This window comes from Variovorax boronicumulans NBRC 103145, from assembly GCF_001591345.1.
Lineage (GTDB): Bacteria > Pseudomonadota > Gammaproteobacteria > Burkholderiales > Burkholderiaceae_C > Variovorax > Variovorax boronicumulans.
This window is the reverse complement of record NZ_BCUS01000004.1, coordinates 50,015-71,230: the sequence shown is the minus strand read 5'-3', so window position 1 is coordinate 71,230 and position 21,216 is coordinate 50,015. Positions and strand designations below refer to the sequence as shown.

Annotated in this window: 12 protein-coding genes; 8 read left to right on the top strand and 4 right to left on the bottom strand. The window is 71.5% G+C overall.

All coding sequences use genetic code 11. The features are described 5' to 3' along the window. Positions 1–82: 82 nt before the first annotated feature. The 4 genes from VBO01S_RS02310 to VBO01S_RS02295 all read right to left on the bottom strand — a co-directional run bounded on the left by VBO01S_RS02310 (position 83) and on the right by VBO01S_RS02295 (position 2,952). Entirely contained in the window at positions 83–466 is a 384-nt protein-coding gene (locus VBO01S_RS02310; RefSeq protein ID WP_062469906.1) for a roadblock/LC7 domain-containing protein, read from the bottom strand. 48 nt (positions 467–514) lie between these two features. Then, positions 515–1,039: a GTP-binding protein gene (locus tag VBO01S_RS02305; protein WP_062469903.1), complete on the bottom strand. Its 525-nt coding sequence runs from the start codon at positions 1,037–1,039 to the stop codon at positions 515–517. After that, positions 1,036–1,752 carry a hypothetical protein gene (locus tag VBO01S_RS02300; protein WP_062469900.1) on the bottom strand — a complete coding sequence of 239 codons (717 nt, stop codon included), beginning with the start codon at positions 1,750–1,752 and terminating at the stop codon, positions 1,036–1,038. Before VBO01S_RS02300 ends, VBO01S_RS02305 begins: the two co-directional genes overlap by 4 nt. A gap of 351 nt (positions 1,753–2,103) precedes the next feature. Next, positions 2,104–2,952, bottom strand: coding sequence for a hypothetical protein (locus VBO01S_RS02295; RefSeq protein ID WP_062469897.1), 849 nt, complete (start codon positions 2,950–2,952; stop codon positions 2,104–2,106). Positions 2,953–3,127: 175 nt separating this feature from the next. Here VBO01S_RS02295 and VBO01S_RS02290 point away from each other — a divergent pair, with 175 nt between their 5' ends. The 8 genes from VBO01S_RS02290 to VBO01S_RS02255 all read left to right on the top strand — a co-directional run bounded on the left by VBO01S_RS02290 (position 3,128) and on the right by VBO01S_RS02255 (position 21,214). Beyond that, entirely contained in the window at positions 3,128–3,661 is a 534-nt protein-coding gene (locus tag VBO01S_RS02290) for a sigma-70 family RNA polymerase sigma factor (RefSeq protein ID WP_062469894.1), read from the top strand. 39 nt (positions 3,662–3,700) lie between these two features. Continuing rightward, positions 3,701–3,946, top strand: coding sequence for a FecR/PupR family sigma factor regulator (locus tag VBO01S_RS02285; RefSeq protein ID WP_062469891.1), 246 nt, complete (start codon positions 3,701–3,703; stop codon positions 3,944–3,946). A 159-nt stretch (positions 3,947–4,105) separates the two neighbouring features. Then, positions 4,106–4,348, top strand: coding sequence for an MbtH family protein (locus VBO01S_RS02280; protein ID WP_062469889.1), 243 nt, complete (start codon positions 4,106–4,108; stop codon positions 4,346–4,348). 5 nt (positions 4,349–4,353) lie between these two features. Continuing rightward, complete coding sequence (locus VBO01S_RS02275; protein WP_062469885.1) at positions 4,354–5,100, top strand: thioesterase II family protein; 747 nt, start codon at positions 4,354–4,356, stop codon at positions 5,098–5,100. Continuing rightward, on the top strand, positions 5,078–5,779 hold the full coding sequence (locus VBO01S_RS02270; protein WP_062469882.1) for a 4'-phosphopantetheinyl transferase family protein: 702 nt from the start codon (positions 5,078–5,080) through the stop codon (positions 5,777–5,779). The genes VBO01S_RS02275 and VBO01S_RS02270 overlap by 23 nt, the downstream gene beginning before the upstream one ends. A 5-nt stretch (positions 5,780–5,784) precedes the next feature. Further along, positions 5,785–11,052: a non-ribosomal peptide synthetase gene (locus tag VBO01S_RS02265; protein ID WP_062469998.1), complete on the top strand. Its 5,268-nt coding sequence runs from the start codon at positions 5,785–5,787 to the stop codon at positions 11,050–11,052. Continuing rightward, a complete protein-coding gene (locus VBO01S_RS33460) occupies positions 11,052–18,104 on the top strand; it encodes a type I polyketide synthase (RefSeq protein ID WP_062469881.1) in 7,053 nt (2,350 codons plus the stop codon). The genes VBO01S_RS02265 and VBO01S_RS33460 overlap by 1 nt, the downstream gene beginning before the upstream one ends. Before the next feature lie 5 nt (positions 18,105–18,109). Further along, the gene (locus VBO01S_RS02255; RefSeq protein ID WP_255221035.1) at positions 18,110–21,214 is read left to right on the top strand and encodes a non-ribosomal peptide synthetase; all 3,105 of its coding nucleotides are present in this window, start codon (positions 18,110–18,112) and stop codon (positions 21,212–21,214) included. The last annotated feature ends 2 nt before the right edge of the window (positions 21,215–21,216 follow it).

Here is a 21,216-nt window from a genome sequence, read left to right as displayed (position 1 = left end):
CCCCTGAAAGTCGGCGGCCACCCGGGCGAAGGGGATGGGTGGCTGCCGGTGTCGAATGGGTGTGGTGCGCCGATGCCCGGCGTCAGGCGTGCTGCAGCAGCTGCGTTGCCTGTTTCGCGAAGTACAGGACCTGGCCGATGATGGCTTCGCGGCTGGTGACCACGCTCACGATCAGCGTCATCTCGGGATGCCGTGCCTGCAGCATCAGGATGTGGCCGTGCGTGGCCTCGATCGCCACGTTGTCGCAGTGGCCCAGCTGGCTTTCCTCGCCGGCCACGGCGCCCAGCGCGGCCAGCGAACTGGCGATGGCCGACAGGCGCGCGACCTGCGCGGTGTTCTCGACGCGCGCGGCCAGCTCCAGGCCGTCTTCGGTCGAGATCACCACGGCCTTCACGCCCTTGATTTCCCGCATCAGGGTGTCGATGGCCGATTCCGCTGCAAGCCTGATTCTTGGAGTGATGTTCATTGCTGCCTGAATGGAAGGAAAAGGAGAAAAAGAGGGGGCGTCCTGCGTTCAGACCTCGAGCTGGAGCAGAAGCAGTTCCAGCAGCTGCACGACCTGCTGCGCATCGGTGACGTTGGCCGGCAGCACCGGGCACACGACGCCCTTGGCCTCCATGCGGCGGGCGTAGGCGTCGATGCCGGGGCTCGGGTGCGTTTCCATGCGGCCCACCGCCACCACGCAGGCGGTCTGCGCGATGAGCTCGGCGAAGCCGTCCAGGTAGATGTCCAGGTCGGCCAGCGGATCGGGGCGGCTGTTGTCCACCAGGATCACCACGCCGAGCGCGCCGCGCCCCAGGATGCGCCACATGAAGTCGAAGCGCATCTGGCCGGGCGTGCCGTACAGGCGCAGCTTCTCGCCGTTGTCGAGCGTGAGTTCGCCGTAGTCCAGGCCGACCGTGGTGGTGGCCTTGGCGACCGAGGTGTCGCTGTTGCGCACATCGGTGCTCACGGGCGGGATCTCGCTCACGCCGGCGATGGCCGTGGTTTTGCCGGCGCCCATGGTGCCGGTGAAGAGGATCTTGTGTTCTACGGTCATTGAGGGCCTGACGGCAGCAAGCCGAGTCGGTTCCTGATGCGTGCGAGCAGGCCGGGCTGCACGGTGTCGCGGGCGGGTGCCGGGAAGCGGCTGTCGGGAAAGACGCTGTCGGGGGCCGAGGCCGCCACCAGCGCGCCGGGTGGCGCGGCGCGTTCGAGCAGGCCGGCGCGCTGCAGGTCGGCCAGGAAGTCCGCGCACTCCTGGCGCGTGGCGGGCGAGCGCTGCTGCAGCGACAGCACCGACGCCGGCCGGTTGGACATCAGCGTGGCCAGCCGCAGGCGGATCGGCGCCTCGAGCACCGCCGCGGGCGGCCAGCGCAGCATGCGGAACTCTTCGTGCTCGCCGATCGGCACCTCGGTCATGGCCAGCCCCAGGCCGCGGGCGTGGACGACCATCGCGCCGAGGCGGTTGAGCACCACTTCCAGCGCATCGGTGTGCAGCGGCAGGGCCAGGAAAGGGCCGCGTTGCGGGTCGGCATGGGCGACGGTCAGCGTGGGCACCGCCGGTTGGGGCGAGGCGGCGGCGAGGGCGACCTGTTCGCCGACGACCCGCAGGTCGGCCTGTTCGGCCTTCCACGACCAGTTCTGGTGCGTGCGGTGGTCGAGCAGCCGGATCAGCGACTTGAGCAGCACTTCTTCGCGGTGCGGCAGCCCTTCGACGCTGTAGCTCAGCAGGGCGCGTTGACTTTTGGGAACGGTGTTAACGGCCGTCATGCAGCCTCCGCACCACCGTGCCCATCGGCCGGCCGCTGTGGGATGTTGCGTTCAACCGCATCGAAAACACCGATTGGAGGCGGCATCGCCGTTCTTTTTGCAACTTAAGCACTCACTGTAAGAAGTTGGACGGAGACGCCGATCGCAACGCTGGCTGGGAGAACTAAAGTGTTTGTTTGGAGGTGGCGTCAAAAATATAACACTTGTTGCAAATAAAAACACAAGATTACGAACAACTGTTTTCAGTGGGTCGCGGACGCGACAAAGCCTCGCGTGCCGCAGCGCGGCGCGCGAGGTTTCAGGGAGGGGCGGTGAAAGCGGCGGGCGAGGGGAAGGGAGCCCGCCGGGGCGTCAGTGCGCCAGTTGCGCCTGCAGCTCGGCCACTTGCCGGCGCAGGTCCGCGTTCTCGGCCGTGAGCTCGGCCACGCGCTGTTGCAGTTGCTGCACGGCGTCGAGCGCCGCCGGTTCGGCGCCTTCTTCGGTTTCGGGCGCGGCCTCGCGCGGCTTGCGCTTGGCCTCGCGCACGCGCTTGGCGGCCTGCTTCAGCTCATCCTTGCCGGCGTTGGCGGCCGACACCTGCTCTTCGGCGGGCAGCGAGGCGACGGCCGCGGCCGTGTTGATCGAGATCACGCCCGACTTCACGGCCGCCACCAGTTCGGGCGCGGCCTGCTTCTGGATCTTCTCGATCATCACGACCTGGCTGCTGCTCAGGCGCGCGGCGCGGGCGATGGCCTCGCGGCTGTTCAGCGGCACGGGCGGCGGCAGGGCCTCGTCGGAAGCGGGAGTGGAGGTCGAAGCGGGCGCGTCGTCGACGTCGAAGGGCGGGTCGTCCGCCGTGGTCGGGGTGATCGGCGCGGCGGCGCTGCTGCGGGCGCGACGCTCGTCCACGATGTCCTTCTTGCGCAGCGCCAGCACGCCGCGCAGGTAGTCCGAGATGCTGCGGCGGCCCAGGTGCTGGTCGATCATCCACAGGTGCACGTCCTGCAGCGTCTTGAAGCGCGTGTTCTGCACGGTCTGGAAGGGCAGGCCGTGCTTCTGGCAGATGCCGTAGCGGTTGTGGCCGTCCACCAGCACGTCGCCCCACAGCACCAGCGCGTCGCGGCAGCCTTCGGTGAGGATGCTGCGTTCGAGGGCTTCGTACTCCTCCGGCGTCAAGGGATCGATATAGGCTTTGAGTTCTTCGTTGACGACGATGTTCATGGGTACGGGTGCGATGTAAGGGGCGGAATTTTAGGTGTCTCGGTTTCGGCGGCTCGCACGTCTAGACAAGGAGAGAGACGAGAAGGCGCCACCGGGAAAAACAGGGCCGTCTTGCGTCATCAAATGGTAATAGTTCTTATTTGCATCTTTGCCCTTGAACACTTCAGGAGTACCCATGGATCTGTCGCTTTCCCCGTCCGCGCCCACGCTGGGGGAGGTCTTCATCGCGAACCGTGCCCAGCTCCAGCGCGTCGCGCAAAAGATCGTCCGCACCGCTGACCTCGCAGACGAAGTGCTGCAGGACGCCTACCTGAAGCTCGCCGACGGCGCTTCGGTGCGCGATGTCCGCAAGCCGCTCGGCTATTGCTGCCAGGTGGTGCGCAACGTGGCGGTCGACTACCACCGCCACCATTCCGTGGAGGCCAGCTACCGCACCTACTGCGACGACGTCGAACTCGTGAGCCCGCCCAGCAGCAACGACGCACCCGACCGCGTGCTCGGCGGCCGGCAGGCGCTGGTGGCCATCGACCGCGTGCTCGAGGCCTTGCCGCCACGCACCCGCCTCGCGTTCGAACTCAACCGCCTCGGTGGCCTGACCCAGCGCGAGATCGCCACGCGCCTGGGCTGCTCCGCCACGCTCGTGAACTTCATGATCAAGGACGCCGACGCCGCGCTCGAAAGCTGCCGCTACCTCGTGCAGGCCGCCTGAGTTTTCCGACGCACCGCATCGGCGCTACGATGGCCGCCGATGAGCAGCCCCAACGACACGCAAAGCGACCCCACCTGGCAGACCGCCTGGGCGTGGGTTCGCCGCCAGGACGCCGGCGAAGGCGCGCTCGACGCCGCCGCGAGCGCCGAGCTCGCGCACTGGCTCGCCGCCGATCCCGCCCATCGCCAGACCTATGCCGAGGCGGCCCGCCTCTGGCAGCTCGTCGGCCTGGTGCCGCCCGCGCACGACGTCCCTTCGCCGGACGCCGAAGACGCGGCCCGCTAGCCCGCTCCCTCTTTTTTTCGCAGCTCCTGCAGCGGCCCTCGCCGCGGCGCAGCCGTGCACGGTCTGGATGCATGCGGGACTAAACACCCAGCCTCGCGGCGCGTCTTGTATCGCAAGGGCAAACCCTGCCCGTCATTGCACTTACCAAGAGGACCGCCCATGTCTACCAGCTGTTTCGACCGCGAGGACGAGACCTTCATCGTGCTCGTCAACCACGAAGCGCAGTACTCCATCTGGCCGCACTGGAAGGCCGTGCCTGGCGGCTGGACCGCCGTCGACGGCGTCAAGGGCGACAAGAAGACCGTGCTCGACTACGTCGAAGCCCAGTGGACCGACATGCGCCCCAAGTCGCTGCGCGACTGGATGGCCGCTCAGCAGCAACCTGACAACGCCTCCGCCTGACCCACATGCAGGCCTCGCTGCCCCTGCTGTGCCTGCCCTGCGCGGGCGCCAGCGCCACCATGTACCTGCGCTGGCGGCGTGCGCTGCCGCGCTGGATCGAGGTCGTGCCGGTCGAGCTGCCGGGCCGCGGCGGGCGCCTGGGCGAACGCTTCGTCGACGACTTCGACCGCATGGTCGCGCAGCTGTGCGCCGAGCATGAAGGCGTGCTGCGCGGTCGCTACGCGCTCTTCGGCCACAGCATGGGCGCACTGCTGGCCTGGGGCATGGCGCAGCACCAGCGGCAGCAGCACCGGCCGTTGCCGAGTGCGCTGATCGTCTCCGGCAGCGCAGCACCGTCGCAGCGCGACCCCGACCGCTTTCTCGACATCACCGACGACGCGGCCCTCATCGCCGACCTGCGCAAGCAGGGCGGCACGCCCGACGAACTCTTCGGCAGCCCCGAGCTGCTGCGCATGACGCTCGACACCCTCGGCGCCGACTACCGCCTGTGCCGCAGCTTCGTGCACGCCGACCCTGCGTCGCTGCCCGTGCCGCTGCATGTGCTGGCCGGCCGCCAGGACGACATCGCGCCGTGGCGCATGCAGGCCTGGGCCGCCGAGACCGCGCACGCGCGCTTCACGCTCGACTGGTTCGAGGGCGGCCACTTCTTCATCCGCCAGCACGAGACCCCCGTGCTGGCCGCGCTGGCGCGGCACCTCGCGCCGGCGGTGATGGCGGCAGGAGGCGTCGATGCGGCTCGTGCCCTGGCATGACCCGTTGCCGCCGGGCATCGCGTTGCACCGCCTGGACCTCGACCTTGCGACGGAGGACGGCGATGCCTGGGCCGACCTCACGCCCGACGAACGTGCACGCGCCAGCCGCTTCGCCCGCCGCGCCGACCGCGTGCGCTTCGCCCACACCCGCGCCGCTGTGCGCCGCCTGATCGCGCAACACCTCGCCTGCAATCCGGCGGACGTGCCGTTGCGCGCCGACGCGCACGGCAAGCCCTTCGTCGAAGCCGGCAGCGACAGCGCCGCGCCCCTCTTCAACATCTCGCACGCCGGCGACCACGCGCTCATCGCGCTGGCCGATCCGGCGCGCGTGCGTTGCGTGGGCGTCGACATCGAAGCCTGCGCGCGCGACCTCATGGCCGACGCCGATGCGCTGCTCGCCATGGCCTTCACCGCGCGCGAACAGCGCGAGATCCGCAGCGACGCCGACCTGCCACGCGCCTTCTTCCGGCGCTGGGTCGGCAAGGAAGCTGTGTTGAAAGCCGCCGGCGTCGGCATGGCCGAACACCTGCAAAGCGTCGGCATCCACCCCGACGCCCACGGCGCGCTTGCCGTCGACTGCGCCGTGCACGCGTGGGCCGGCATCGAAGCGATGGCGCTGTCCGCGCCGCCGGGCTATGCCGCCGCGCTGGCCTGGCACACCAAGGAACAACCCCTGTGAACCCGATGCATCCCGTGGACTTCGTGACCCATCTGCGTGGCCTCGCCGCGCAGCGCCCCGACGACATCGCAGTGATCGCCATCACCGACCGCGACGGCGCCGCACTCGACACGCCCATCAGCTACCGCGCCCTCGACGCGCGCGTGCGCGGTCTCGCGGCGCACCTGCAGCAGGCCTTCGCGCCCGGTGGCCGCGCACTGATCATGTTGGACAACAGCGACGACTACGTCGTGAGCTTCTTCGCCTGCCTCTACGCGGGCCTCGTCGCCGTGCCGGTGTTCCCGCCCGAGTCCACGCGCAGGCGCCACCTGGGCAAGCTCGAAGGCATCGCCGCCGACGCGGGCGCCTGTTGCGTGCTGACCCACGCCGCCATCCGCGACGCGATGGCGGGCGTGGCCGACGCCTTCGCGCAGGCCGCGCTCATCGCCGTGGACGAGATCGACGCCGCCGGCGCCGATGCATGGCGCCCGCACACGCCGGCCGCCACCGACATCGCGTTCCTGCAGTACACCTCCGGCTCTACCTCGGCGCCCAAGGGCGTCATGGTCACGCACGCCAACCTGATGGCGAACATGCGCGCGATCGAAGAGGGCCTCTCGGTCTGCACGAGCGACACCTTCGTCACCTGGCTGCCGCTGAACCACGACATGGGCCTCATCGGCGGCCTGCTGCAGCCGATGCACCGTGGCGCCGTGGTGGCGCTGATGTCTCCGCGCTACTTCCTCGAGCGCCCCGTGCGCTGGCTCGAAGCCGTGTCGCGGCTGCGCGCCACGGTCAGCGGCGGGCCCGACTTCGCCTACCGCCTGTGCCTGGATCGCGTGTCCGACGCGCAGCTGCAAAGGCTCGACCTGTCGTCCTGGCGTCTCGCGTTCTCCGGCGCCGAGCCGGTGCGCGCCGACACGCTGTGGTCGTTCCAGCAACGCTTCGCGCCCGCGGGCTTTCCGGCCGAGGCGGTGTACCCCTGCTACGGCCTGGCCGAATCGACGCTGTTCGTCACCGGTGGACACCGCGGCGCCGGCATGGTCGCGCACGCCTTCGACAAGGCACGCCTGGCGCAAGGCGCCGTGGTGCGCGACGAGGGAGGCGCCATGCTCGTGGGCTGCGGCCGCAGCGTCACGCACCACGCGGTGCGCATCGTCGACACCGCCACGCTGACCGCCTGCGCCGAGGGCGGCGTCGGCGAGATCTGGGCCTCGGGCCCGAGCCTGGGCAGCGGCTACTGGAACAAGCCCGAGGTGTCGCAGCAGACCTTCGTCGAGCACGACGGCACACGCTGGCTGCGCACCGGCGACCTGGGCTTCGTGCACGACGGCCAGCTCTACGTGGCCGGCCGCATCAAGGACATGGTCATCGTGCGCGGCCACAACCTGTATCCGCAGGACATCGAGCGCGAAGTGGAGCGCGAGGTCGAGGCCGTGCGCAAGGGCCGCGTCGCGGCCTTCGCGGTCGAGGGGCCGGAGGGCGAAGGCATCGGCCTCGCGGCCGAGGTGTCGCGCAGCATCCAGAAGCTGGTGCGGCCCGAGGTGCTGGTCGAGGCGCTGAGCGCGGCCGTGAGCGAACAGTGCGGCGAGCCGCTGTCGGTCGTGATGCTGCTCAACCCCGGCGGCATGCCCAAGACCACGAGCGGCAAGCTGCAGCGCGGCGCCTGCCGCCAGGGCTGGATCGATCGCACCGCGGACGCCTATGCGATCTACGCACACGGCGCGTTCGTGCTGGGCGGCAGCGCCCCCGAGGTCGACACATCCGAAACCGCACTCGACGACGTCGAGCGGGCCCTCGCCACAATCTGGCACGAGGTGCTGCGCCGCCCCGCCGAACGGCCGCTGGCGCGCGACGCGCACTTCTTCACCCACGGCGGCAACTCGCTCGCCGCCACGCAGGTGGCCGCGCGCATTGGCGAGCGCTGGGACATCGACTTTCCATTGCGTGCGCTGTTCGAACAGCCGCGCCTGGGCGACCTCGCGCGCGAACTGCGGCGCGTGCGGGCGCTTGGCCAACGCCGCGCGCACCAGCCGATCCCGGCCCTGCCGGCCGAGCGCCGCACGGGGCTGCTCGCGCTGTCGCATGCGCAGGCGCGCCAGTGGTTCCTCTGGCAGCTCGATCCGCAGAACAGCGCCTACCACGTGGGCGTGGCGCTGCGCCTGTCGGGCGTGCTGGATGCCGACGCACTGAAGGCGGCGCTCGAAGACCTGCTCGCGCGCCACGAAAGCCTGCGCACCGTGTTCCGCACCGCGGCCGACGGCACGGTCGGCCAGCAGGTGCTGCCGACGGCGCCGCTGGCCCTGGCTCACATCGACCTGCGCGCGCTACCGGCCGACGAACGTGAAGGCGCCGCCGCCGCGCAGGCGCGCGCGTTGCAGGCCGAGCCCTTCGACCTCGTGGCCGGCCCCGTGCTGCGCGCCGCGTGGCTACAGCTTGGCGACGCGCAGCACATCCTTGCGATCGTCACGCACCACATCGTGTCCGACGGCGCCTCGCTGCAGGTGCTGCTCGACGAGTTCGGCGTGGCCTATGCGGCGCACGCGAGGGGCGAGGCGCCGTCGCTCGCTGCACCGGCGATCCAGTACGCCGACTACGCCGCGTGGCAACGCGACTGGCTCGCCGCGGGCGAGGCCGAACGGCAACTGACCTACTGGCGCGCCCAGCTCGGCGACACGCACCCCGTGCTGGCTTTGCCCACGGACCGCCCCCGCCATGCGGTCGCGAACTACCGCGCGGCCTCGCACGCTTTCGACCTCGACGCGGCCCTCGTCGCCCGCCTGCACGCCACCGCGCAGGCGCACGGCGCCACGCTGTTCATGGTGCTGCTCGCGGGCTTCCAGGCGCTGCTGCATCGCTACACGGGCCAGCCCGATGTGCGCGTGGGCGTGCCGGTCGCGAACCGCCACCGCCCCGAGACCACGGGCCTCATCGGCTTCTTCGTCAACACGCAGGTGCTGCGCGCCACGCTGAACGGCCGCACCCCGTTCGCGCAACTGATGGCCCAGGCCCGCGAGGCCGCGCTCGGCGCGCAGGCCCATCAGGACCTGCCGTTCGAGCAGCTCGTGGACGCCCTGCAGCCGCAGCGCAGCCTGAGTCACAACCCGCTCTTCCAGGTGATGTTCAACCTGCTGCGCGAAGACACGGCCGTGCTGCGCGGCCTGCCGGGCCTGGCGGTCGACGAGTACCGCATGGACGACAGCGCCGCGCAGTGCGAACTCGCGCTCGACATCCGCGAGCGCGCCGACGGCCAGGTGCGTGCGGTCTTCACCGCGGCGGCCGAGTTGTTCGACGAGGAGACCGTCGCGCGCATGGCCGCGCACTACCGCGCGCTGCTCGACGCGCTGACGGCGGACCCGGCCCGCGCCGTCGGCGATGCGCCGTGGCTCGCTGCCGAAGAGCAGGCGCAATTGCACGCCTGGGGCACGGGTACATCGTCCGCATTGGCTGCGACGCCCGCGCATCGCCTGTTCGAAGCGCACGTTCGCCGCGCACCTGATGCCATCGCGCTGATCGCAGGCGACACCGAGCTCTCCTACGCCGCCCTCGACCGCCGCGCCAACCGCATTGCGCACCGCCTTCTGCGCCACGGTGTGCGGCCCGACACGCCAGTCGCCGTGGCCGTCGATGCCCCGGTCGACCGCGTCGCCGGCCTTCTGGCTGTGTTGAAGGCAGGCGGCACCTACCTGCCGATGGACCCGTCGCACCCGCCGCAGCGGCTGTCGCAGTTGCTGGCCGACAGCGGCGCCGCGCTGCTGCTGACCGGCAGCCACAGCTCAGTGAACGGAACCGTCGCGCGCCTCGCAGTCGATGACGCATCGCTCGACGACGAACCGGACGAGACCCCGCAAGTCACGCTGCACGACCACCACCTGGCCTATGTGATCCACACCTCGGGCACCACCGGCCGCCCCAAGGGCGTGGCGGTCTCGCACGGCGCACTGTCGATGCACCTTCAGGCCATGGCCGACACCTGCGGCTTCACGGCGAGTGATCGTTCGCTGCAGTTCGCGCTGCCGCATGTCGATGCCGCCATCGAACAGTGCCTGCTGCCGCTGACCACCGGCGCCGCACTGGTGCTGCAGCCGCAGTGGTGCTCGCTCGCCAGCGAACTCGACGCCTTGCTCCAACGCCACCGCGTCAGTGTGGTCGACCTGCCGCCGGCCTACGCGCGCCAGCTGCTGCAAGACCAGCCGCCGTTCCACCACGCCGTGCGCCTCGCGCTCTTCGGCGGCGAGGCCTGGGCCGGCGAAGACCTCGCGCTGGTCCGCCGCGTGCTGCACCCGGCATGCGTCGTGAACGCCTACGGCCCGACCGAGGCCGTGATCACGCCGACCCTGTGGTCCGCAGGTGCCGAGGCCATCGTGCAAGGCTACGCCCCCATCGGCCGCCCGGTTGGCCGCCGCACCGCCCATGTGCTCGACGCCGACCTGCAGCCTGTGCCGCAGGGTGTGCCCGGTGAGCTGTACCTTGGTGGCGACGGCCTCGCGCGCGGCTACCTCGGGCGCGCGGCGCTGACGGCCGAGCGCTTCGTCGCCGACCCCTTCGATCCATCAGGCGGGCGCCTGTACCGCACCGGCGACCTCGTGCGCTGGCGCGCCGACGGCCAGCTCGAATACCTGGAGCGGCTCGACCACCAGGTGAAGGTGCGCGGCTTCCGCATCGAACTCGGCGAGGTCGAGGCGCGCTTGCGCGAGCAGCCCGGCGTGCGCGAGGCGCTGGTGTGCTTGCACGAGGGCGTGGCCGGCCCGTCGCTCGTGGCCTACGTCGCACCCGCTGCAGGCGCATCGCTCGACGCGACCACGCTCAAGACGCAGCTGGCGCTGGCGTTGCCCGACTACATGGTGCCGTCCGCGCTGATGGTGCTCGACAGCTTCCCGCTCGGCGCCAACGGCAAGGTCGACCGCCGCGCGCTGCCCGCACCGGCGGCCGCCGGCACGCCAGGCTACGAAGCCCCCCACGGCGACGTCGCGCAGACGCTGGCCGCGATCTGGGCCGAGCTGCTCAAGGTCGCGCAGGTCGGCCTGCACGACAACTTCTTCGACCTCGGCGGCAACTCGCTGCTCGTGATCCGCATGCACCGGCTGGTGGAAGACCGCCTGCAGCCGGGCTTGGCGGTGGTCGACCTCTTCAAGTACCCGACCGTCGGCGCGCTCGCCCGCCACATCGAGCAGAAGGGGCGCGGCCCCGCCGCTGCGACCGCCACCGACGACGCCGCGCAGGCGAAGCAGCGCGCGCAGCAACAGCGCGCCGCCCTGCTGCAACGCCGCCGACCCACGGAAAGAACCCTCTGATGCACGCGCAAGACGACACCCCGCTTTCTGCCCCCGACACCACGGGCCTCGAGATCGCCATCGTCGGCATGGCCGGCCGCTTCCCCGGCGCGCCCGACGTGGACGCCTTCTGGCGCAACATCCGCGACGGCGTCGAGTCGGTCACCGTCTTCAGCGACGACGAGCTGCGTGCGCGCGGCGTGCCCGAGCGCGCGCTGGCCGACCCCGACTACGTGAAGGCCGGCGTGCTGTTCGACGGCTTCGACCGCTTCGACGCGGGCTTCTTCGGCTATTCGCCACGCGAGGCCGAGCACCTCGATCCGCAGCAGCGCATCTTTCTCGAATGCGCCTGGGAGGCGATGGACCATGCGGGCTGGCCAGTGGGGCGTGATGGCCCGAAGGGCGGGGCGCCGGTCGGCGTCTACGCGGGCGACGGCCCCAACCTCTACCTCATGAAGCACCTGCTGCCCGCCGTCGGCATCGACGCGGGCACCGGCATCGCCGACATGCTGGGCCTCATGAGCGGCAACTCCGCCGGCTCGCTGTGCACGCGCGTGGCCTACAAGCTCGACCTGCGCGGCCCGGCCCTGAGCGTGCAGACCGAATGCTCGACCTCGCTGGTGGCCGTGCACCTGGCCTGCCAGGGCCTGCTGAGCCACGACTGCGACATGGCGCTGGCCGGCGGCGTGTGGCTCAACCTGCTGCAGGACGGCGGCTACCGCTACCAGAACGGCGCCATCCTCTCGCCCGACGGCCATTGCCGCGCATTCGACGCCCGGGCCGCGGGCACGGTGATAGGCAGCGGCGCGGGCATCGTCGTGCTGCGCCGGCTGGCCGATGCGCTGCGCGACGGCGACACCATCCACGCCGTCATCAAGGGCTCGGCCGCCAACAACGACGGCGCCGACAAGATCGGCTTCACCGCACCGAGCGTGCAAGGCCAGGCCGGCGCGATCCGCGCGGCGCAGCTGATGGCCGACGTGCCCGCGCACACCATCGGCTATGTCGAGGCGCACGGCACGGGCACCACGCTGGGCGACCCGATCGAGCTGGCCGCGCTCACGCAGGCCTTCCGTGCCGATGGCGGCGATGGCGGGCGCTGCGGCTACTGCGCCATCGGCTCGGTCAAGACCAACATCGGCCACCTCGATGCGGCGGCCGGCGTGGCGGGGCTCATCAAGGCGACACTGGCGCTGCGCCACCGCACGCTGCCGCCGAGCCTGCACTTCGAGCAGCCGAACCCGCAGATCGATTTCGCGAACAGCCCGTTCCGCGTGAACACCGAGGCGCAGCCCTGGTCCGAGGGCGACACGCCGCGCCGCGCGGGCATCAGCTCCTTCGGCATCGGCGGCACCAACGTGCACGTCGTGCTGGAAGAGGCACCGCGCGTGGTCACGGCCACTGCAGCGGCCGGCTGGCAGGTGCTGCCGTTGTCGACCCGCAGCGCGCCCGCGACACGGCAGGCCGCGCAGCAGCTGGCCGATCACCTGCGCGCGCATCCCACACTGCGGCTCACCGACGTCGCCCACACCCTGCAAGCGGGCCGCCGCGTCTTCGAGCACCGCAGTGCCGTGGTGGCCGACCATGCCGAAGGCGCCGTGCAATTGCTCTCGGCGGGCGAAGGCCTGGCCGTGCGCGCCGCACCCGCGCAGGCACCCGAAGTGGTCTTCCTCTTCCCCGGCGGTGGCACGCAACATGCGCAGATGGGCCGCGCGCTCTACGAGGACGACGCGGCCTTCCGCGACGACATCGACCGCTGCTGCACGCTGCTGGAACCCGAGCTGGGCTTCGACCTGCGCACCGTGCTGTTCCCTGCGCCCGGCGGCGAAGCCGAGGCCGACGCGCGGCTGTTCGACATCGCGCTCGCGCAGCCTGCGCTTTTCGTCGTCGCGTACGCGATGGCGCAGTGGTGGATGCGCCGTGGCGTGCGGCCCGCGGTGATGATGGGCCACAGCCTGGGCGAGTACGTCGCCGCCTGCCTGGCGGGCGTGTTCCGCCTCGAAGACGCACTGCGTGTCGCGGCCCTGCGCGGACGCCTGCTGCAGTCGATGCCGCCCGGCGCGATGACCGCCGTGCCGTTGTCGCAAGCCGCGCTCGCGCCCTTCCTGGCGCCGGGCTGCGACCTCGCCGCCGCCAACGCCGAGCAGCTGTGCGTGATCTCGGGCCCGCGCGAAGCGGTCGAGGCCGCCGAGGCGCGGCTGCGCGCGGCGGGCCACCTGCCGCGCCGGCTGCATGTGTCGATCGCTTCGCACTCGGCGATGACCGAGCCGCTGCTCGCGCCGCTCGAGGCGCTCATCGCCTCGGTGCCGCGCCGGCCGCCGACGATTCCCTTTGTCTCGAACGTCACGGGCCAGCTGATCACGCCCGAAGAGGCCGTGAGCCCCGCCTACTGGGCGCGCCACCTGCGCGGCACCGTGCAGTACGCCGACGGCGTGGGCACCTTGCTGCAGGTGCCGGGCCGCGTGCTGCTCGAGGTCGGTCCCGGCGAAACGCTGGCGGGCCTGGCGCGCCAGCATCCGCTGGCCGACACCGCCGCCGGCGTGTTCGCCAGCCAGGCGCATCCGCAGCAGCAGGCACGCAATGCGCAGCAGATCGCGCAGACGCTGGCCCAGCTGTGGGTCGCGGGCGTGGACATCGACTGGGCCGCCTGTCGCGCGGGCGCCGCGCGTCGGCGCGTGCCGCTGCCGGCGTATCCGTTCCAGCGCCGCCGCTACTGGGTCGAAGCGTCCAGCGCTGCGAAGGCGCCGCAACGAACCAACGCTGACGCGTTCTATATGCCCTCGTGGCAGCGCACGGAGCCGCTGGTCGTCGCGCCTTCGACCGATACCGGCGGTTGCCTGCTCGTGCTCGGCGACAGCCGCAGCCTCACGGGCCACCTCGTGCGCCAGCTGCGCGCGCAGGGCCGCACCGTCGTGCTGGCCGAGCGCGGCAGCGCCTTCGCACGCACGGGCCACGGCCACTGGACGCTGCGCCCCGGCGCACGCGACGACCACGCCCGCCTGCAGAGCGAGATCGCGGCCGACTTCGGCGCCATCGCCGGCATCTACCACCTGTGGAGCCTCGACGAAGCGCTGCCCGCGCAACAGCCGCAGGCCGAGCTGCTCGAGCGCAGCTTCTTCAGCCTGCTCGCGCTCGTGCAATCGCTCGAAGCCGGCGACCGCACGCTGCCGCTGGCCGTGGTCGCCAACCAGCTCGAAGACGTCACCGGCACCGAGCCGCTGTGCCCCGAGAAGGCCACGCTGCGCGGCATCGGCAAGGTGATCGGCCAGGAATACCCGCGCGTGCATTGCCGCGTGATCGACGTGGTGCTGCCTGCGCCCGAAAGCGATGCCGAAGGCCGGCTGGTCGCGCAGATCGTGGCCGAGGCCGCGGCGCTGCAGACCGAGCCCGGCGAGCCGCTGGTGGCCTGCCGTGGCGCGCACCGCTGGATCAAGACCTACGAGCCCGCGACACTGACCGCCGCCGCGCAGCCGCGCCTGCGCCGCGAGGGCGTCTACCTTGTCACCGGCGGCCTGGGCGGTGTTGGCCTCGCGCTGGCGAAGCACCTGGCCGTGCACTGGCAGGCGCGGCTGGTGCTGCTGGGCCGCACCGCGCTGCCGGTGCGCACCGAATGGCCCGCGCTGGTGGCGGCCGACAGCACGCCCGCCGATCTGAAGGCGCGGCTGCATCAACTGCTCGAACTCGAAGCGCTCGGCGCACAGGTGCTCACCATGTCGGCCGACGTGTCCGACGCCGACGCGGTGCGTGCCGCCCTCGCACAGGCGAACGATCGCTTCGGCCCGCTGCACGGCGTCGTGCACGCGGCCGGCGATGCGGGCGGCGGCATGATGGCCGGGCGCACGCGCGCGCAGATCGACACCGTGTTTGCGACCAAGGTGCGCGGCACCCGCGTGCTGTTCGATGCGCTGCGGGGCCAGCCGCTGGACTTCGTGCTGCTGTGCTCGTCCATCTCCAGCGTGGCCGGCGGCCTGGGTATGAGCGACTACGCCGCCGCCAACGCCTACCTCGACGCCGTGGCCGTCGCGCACGAACGGCTCGGCGCGTTCCCGGTGTTCTCGCTCAACTGGGACGCCTGGCGCGGCCTGGGCATGGCCGCGCACATGGACGTGCCCGACGACATCGGCATGGACGGCCCCGAGGGCGCGCGCGTCTTCGAGCGCATCGTCAACGGCCCGGCGCGGGCGCAGACCGTGATCTCGACCACCGACCTGGCCACGCGCCTGGGCCCGCTCGACAACGGCATGCTCGACCTGCTCGGCGACGAGGCACCGGCCGCTGCCGCAGGCGCGGCCCATCCCCGGCCCGCGCTGCAGACCCCGTTCGTCGCACCGCAGGGCGAGGTCGAGACCGCGCTCGCCGCGCTGTGGACCGAGCGCCTGGGCATCGCACCCATCGGTGTGGACGACAACCTGTTCGAACTCGGCGGCGATTCGCTCGTGGCCATCCAGCTGCTGTCGCGCGTGCGCAAGCGTTACGCGACCGAGCTGCACCCGAGCGAGTTCTTCAAGGCGCCGACCATCGCCGGCCTGGCCGCGCGGCTCGGCGTCGCCTCGACCGCCGCCGCGCCGCAGCGCAGCGCGATGGAGATCACGCCCGTGGCGCGCGGCGGTGCGCTGCCGTTGTCGCCGATGCAGCGCCGCCTCTGGCTGGTCGACCGCCTCACCGACGCCGCCAACCGCAGTGGCCGTGCGGCCTACAACATGTCGGCCGGCCTCGCGCTGCATGGCGAGATCGACATCGGCGCGCTGCGCGCCGCCATCGACGCCATCGTTGCGCGCCACGAGGTGCTGCGCACCGTGTTCACCGAGGACGACGACGGCGAGCCCATGGCCGTCGTGCGCCCAGGTGCGCCGCTCGATATTCCCGTGATCGCGCTCGACGACGGCGCGCGCTACGGCCCACTTTTCGACGAACTGGTGCGTGCACCGCTCGCACTGGCCGAGGGCCCGCTCATCCAGGCCACCGTCGTGCGCATGGCCGCGCGCGAGCATGTGCTGGTGCTCGTGGTGCACCACATCGTGTTCGACGGCTGGTCGATCGCCGTGTTCGCACGCGAGCTGGCCGCGTTCTACGAGCGCGCGCGGCGCGGTCAGCCGCTGGCACTGGCACCGCTGCCCGTGCAGTACGCCGACTACGCCGCCTGGTATGCGCGCGCGCTGGCCTCCGACGGCTTCGCGCCCAAGGCCGCCTTCTGGCGCGAGCGGCTGGCGGGCGCGCCGCAGGCCTCAGGCATCAAGCCCGACCACCAGCGCCCGGCCGTGCCCACGCATGCCGGCGACTCGGTGCGGCTCACGCTGTCGCCCGCGCTGTCGCAGTCGCTGGCCGCGCTCGCGCGCGCGTCGGACACCTCGCTGTTCACGCTGCTGCTGTCGTCGTTCTTCCTGTTCTTCCACCAGGCCTCGGGCGCCGACGACATCGTCATCGGCACCGACGTCGCGGGCCGCGGTCACCCCGACCTCGAAGGGCTGCTCGGCTTCTTCGTCAACGTGGTGCCGTTGCGCTCGCGCCGTGCGAAGGCAGGCACCGACTTCGCGCAATGGCTGGCCGCCACCAAGGCCGACACCCTGGCCGCGATGGACCACCAGGACATGCCTTTCGACCGCATCGTCGAGCTGTCGGGCGTGCCGCGTGCACGCGACCGCAACCCGCTGGTGCAGGTGCTCTTCGTGCTCCAGAACACACCCGAGATCCGGTTTGCCATCGAAGGCGCCGAGGTCGAGGTGCTGCCCCAGCAGATGAACGAATCCAAGTTCGACCTGGCGGTGTTCGCCAGCGAACAGGGCGGCGCGCTCACCGCCGAGTGGGTGTTCGCCACCGACCTCTACCGGCGGGAGACCGTCGAAAACTTCACCGCTTCGTGGCATGCGCTGCTGGAGCGAATCGTCGCCACACCCGGCCAGCCGATCGACGCGCTGGCCCCCATGCCCTCGGAGGAATCCATCGCCATGACAAACGCTCCCAACGTCCGCCCGGCCTCGAAACTGGACAAGCTCGGCAAACTTGGAAAGCTCGACGCCCTGGGCGCCGGCCGCGCGCCCGTGCGCGCCGCCGCGCGGCCCGCCGTGCAGACCTCGTTCCTGAAGCCCGGTGCCGAGTTCCCCATCGTGCTGCAGGCCACCAGCCCCGAGCTCGACACCGTCGCCTGGGCCAAGGGCCAGGCCGACTACATCGAGATGCTGGTCGCGAAGCACGGCGGCATCCTGTTCCGCGACTTCGGCCTGAAGACGCCGCAGGACTTCGAGGCCTTTGCCGAGGCCATCGAGCCCGAGCTGTACGGCAGCTACGGCGACCTGCCGAAGAAGGAGGGCGGCAAGAAGACCTACCGCTCCACGCCGTACCCCGAGCGCCAGATGATCCTGTTCCACAACGAGAGCGCGCACCTGGACCGCTGGCCGCGCAAGCAGTGGTTCTTCTGCGAGCTGCCGTCGCCCGTGGGCGGGGCCACGCCCATCGTCGACTGCCGCGAGATGCTGCGCCGCCTGCCGGCCGAGGTGGTCGCCGGCTTCGGGCGCAAGGGGCTGCAGTACGTGCGCACCTTCACGCCCGGCCTGGACGTTAGCTGGCAGGACTTTTACAAGACCGATCGCCGCGAAGACGTCGAGGCGCGCCTGGCCGCCGCCGGCATCGAATGGCGCTGGTTCGACGGCGACACGCTGCAGACGCGCACCCGCTGCCCCGCCGTGATCCGCCATCCGCTGACCGGCGAGCGCGTGTTCTTCAACCAGGTGCAGCTGCACCACGTCGCCTGCCTCGAGGCGCAGGTGCGCGAAGACCTGCTGGCCATGGGCGGCGTCGAGCGCCTGCCACGCCACGTGACCTACGGCGACGGCTCGCCCATCGCCGACGAGACCATGGCCATCGTCGGCGAGGCCTACGAGGCCTGCGCCGTGCGCTTCGACTGGCGCCAGGGCGACGTCGTGATGCTCGACAACATGCTCGCCGCACACGCACGCGATCCCTTCGAAGGCCCGCGAAAGATCGTGGTGGCGATGGGCGCGATGTTCGACCGCACCGCACTTGACGACGGCGCGCGCGGCACCGAGTCCCGCCTGGCCGACGAACAAGGCGCCTGAACGAAATGACGACCATGACCGACCACTTCGACGACACGACCTTCCCGCTGAGCCCCGAACAACGCGCGGTGCCGGCCGATGCGCCGCGCCTGCTGCTGCGCGCCGACATCGAGGGTACGCTCGATGCCGCGCGCCTGCGCGACGTGGTGGCGCGCGTGCTGGGCGCGCATGGCGCGCTGTGCAGTGCCATCCGCGCGGTGCCGGGCTACCGGGGGCTGCGCCAGCAGTACACCGACGGGATGACGCCGCTGGCCTGGGTGGGCGCAGACCTGCGCGACGCGCCTGAAGCCGCACTGGCCGAATGGCTGGAGAACCTGCAGGCCGTGCCGCTGGACATCGCGCGCGGCGAGATGGTCCGTGCCGGGCTCGCACGCACCGGGGAGGCACGTCACACACTGGCGCTTTCCGTGCACGCCTGGGTCGGCGACCGCGGCAGCCTGCAGCACTTGTTCGACCAGATTGCCGCGGCCTTCGCTGACGAACACGCTTTCGATGCCGCCGAGGTGTTCCCGTATGCACGCTTCGTGACCTGGCGCCAGGACCTGCTCGACGGCGAAGACGCCGCCGAGGGCCGCGCCTACTGGCAGCGTTACCTCGCGCAGGCGTCCTCGCTCACGCCGCCGCGCCTCGTCGGTCGGCAAGCTGCTGTCTCCCAACAGGCTGCGCACGTGCGTGTTGACGAATCCGTCGACGCCACTTTCGCGAGTCGCATCGCCGCCTGCGCCGACACACTGGGCGCACAGCCCGACACGCTGCTGCAGGCCGTCTGGTGGCTGCTGCTCGCGCGGCTGGACGGCACCGGCCGTTTCATCGCCGGCTGGCAGCACGACTGCCGCCGCGACTACCCGCCGATGCAGGGTGCGGTCGGCGTGTTCGACAAGGTGCTGCCGCTCATCGTCGAGACCGCCCCTGAGACGCGCTTTGCCGACTGGTTCGACAACGTCGACGGCGCGCTGGCCGCGCATGTCGAGGCGCAGGAGTACTGGGTCGTCGAGGCGCCGCCCATCGCCGCGCACCTCGCGGTCGGCTTCGCGTGCCACGAGCGGCCGCGTCGCCACGGTGTCGATCCGCAATGGCAACTGGCTGCGCTGCCCGGGCCGCTGCCGAGTTTCGAACTCGCCCTGCAGGTCGCATGGGACGCCGGCGGCGCTGCGCTCTCGGTGCATGCCGATGCCGCACGCCACAGCGAGGTGGCGGCGCAGCGCCTGCTGATGCAATACCTCTGCCTGCTGGACGCCATCGTCGAACGCCCCGACGCCGCGCTTGGCGCGCTGCCGCTGGTCGGCCCGCGCGAACGCGAGTTGCTGCTGCAGTCGCAAGAGGCCGTGGCCGATGTCGGCACGCAGACCGTCACGCAGCGCATCGCCCATTGGGCCGCCCAGACCCCCGACGCGCCCGCGCTCGAACCGGGCGAGCAGCGCCTGAGCTACCGCGAACTTGACCAGCGCACCGCCCGCGTCGCCCACTGGCTGCAAGGGCAGGGCGTGGTGCCCGGCACCATCGTCGCGCTGAACCTGCCGCGCGCGCTCGACCTGCCGGTGGCGATCCTCGCCGTCTGGCGCGCGGGCGCCGCCTACCTGCCGCTCGACCCCGACTGGCCCGAGGCGCGCCGTGCGGCGGTGCTGGCCGATGCGCAGCCCGTCTTCACCATCGACGCGGCGCTGCCCGATGCGAGCACGCTGCCTGAAGCGCAAGACGCATCGCACATCGCCGCACCGAACGACCTCGCCTACGTGCTCTACACCTCGGGTTCCACCGGCACGCCCAAGGGCGTGGCCGTCGAGCGGGGCCAGCTGAAGAACTACGTGGCAGCCGCATCGGCCGCGATGCAGCTCGACACCTGCCGCCGCTGGGCGCTCACCAGCTCGGTGGCGGCCGACCTGGGCAACACCGCACTGTTCGGCGCGTTCCACAACGGCGCCTGCCTCGTCGTGGCGGCGCCGCACGAGACCAAGGACGCCGAGGCCTTCGCGCGCTTCATGCGCACACACGCCGTCGACGCACTGAAGATCGTGCCCTCGCACCTCGAAGCGTTGCTTGAAAGCGCCGCGCCCTGCCTGCCGCGCACGCTGGTGCTGGGCGGCGAGGCCGCGCCGCGCGCGCTGGTCGAGCGCATCGCGCGGCTGGCGCCGCAGTGCGCCATCTACAACCACTACGGGCCGACCGAGGCCACGGTCGGCGTCATGGTGCATGCCGTCGAACCCGGCGCGCCGGTGCCCGAGCAGCTGCCGCTGACGCGCGTGCTCGCGAACAACCGCGTGCGCGTGCTCGATGCGTCGCGCGGCCTCGTGCCGGCGGGCGGGCTGGGCGAGGTCTACATCGGTGGTGCGCAGCTGTGCCGCGGCTACCTGAACCGCGCGAACGCTGACGCGTTCGTCGCCGATCCGTTCCACGCGGGTGAGCGGCTCTACCGCACAGGTGACCTCGCGTGGGTGCTGCCCGAAGGCGGGCTGCGCCTGGCGGGGCGCGCCGACCATCAGGTGAAGGTCCACGGCTACCGCGTCGAGCCGGCCGAGGTCGAGGCGGCGCTGCTGGCGCGGCCCGGCGTGCGCCAGGCGGTGGTGCTCGCCGTGCCCGATGCGGCCGGCGCGACCACGCTCGCCGCGTTTTTCGTCGGCGACAGCGAGGTGGCCGACGGCCGCGCGCTGCGCGAGCAACTCGCCGCGTTGCTGCCCGCACACATGGTGCCCGCGAGCTGCACGGCCGTGAGCGCCTTCGCGCGCTTGCCGAACGGCAAGATCGACCGGCTCGCGCTGGCGGCCTCGGCCCCGGCCGAAGCGCCACGGCGTGCAGTGAAGGCCCCGCGCGACGCGCTCGAAGCGCTGCTCGCCGACGGCATGGCCACGCTGCTGGGCAGCGGACCGGTCGGCGTGGAAGACGACTTCTTCGAACTCGGCGGCCACTCGCTGCAGGTCATCAAGCTGGTGGCGCGCATCCGCAAGCTGCTGCAGGTCGAGGTGGCGGCCGGCGTGGTGTTCGATCACCCGACACCCGCGGCGCTCGCCGCCGTGCTGCGCGAGGCCAGCGCCGATGCCATCGCGCTCGAACAGCTGGCGCAGACGCACCGGCAGCGCGACCTGGCCGAAGAATCCGTGGGCGAGGCCGCATGAGC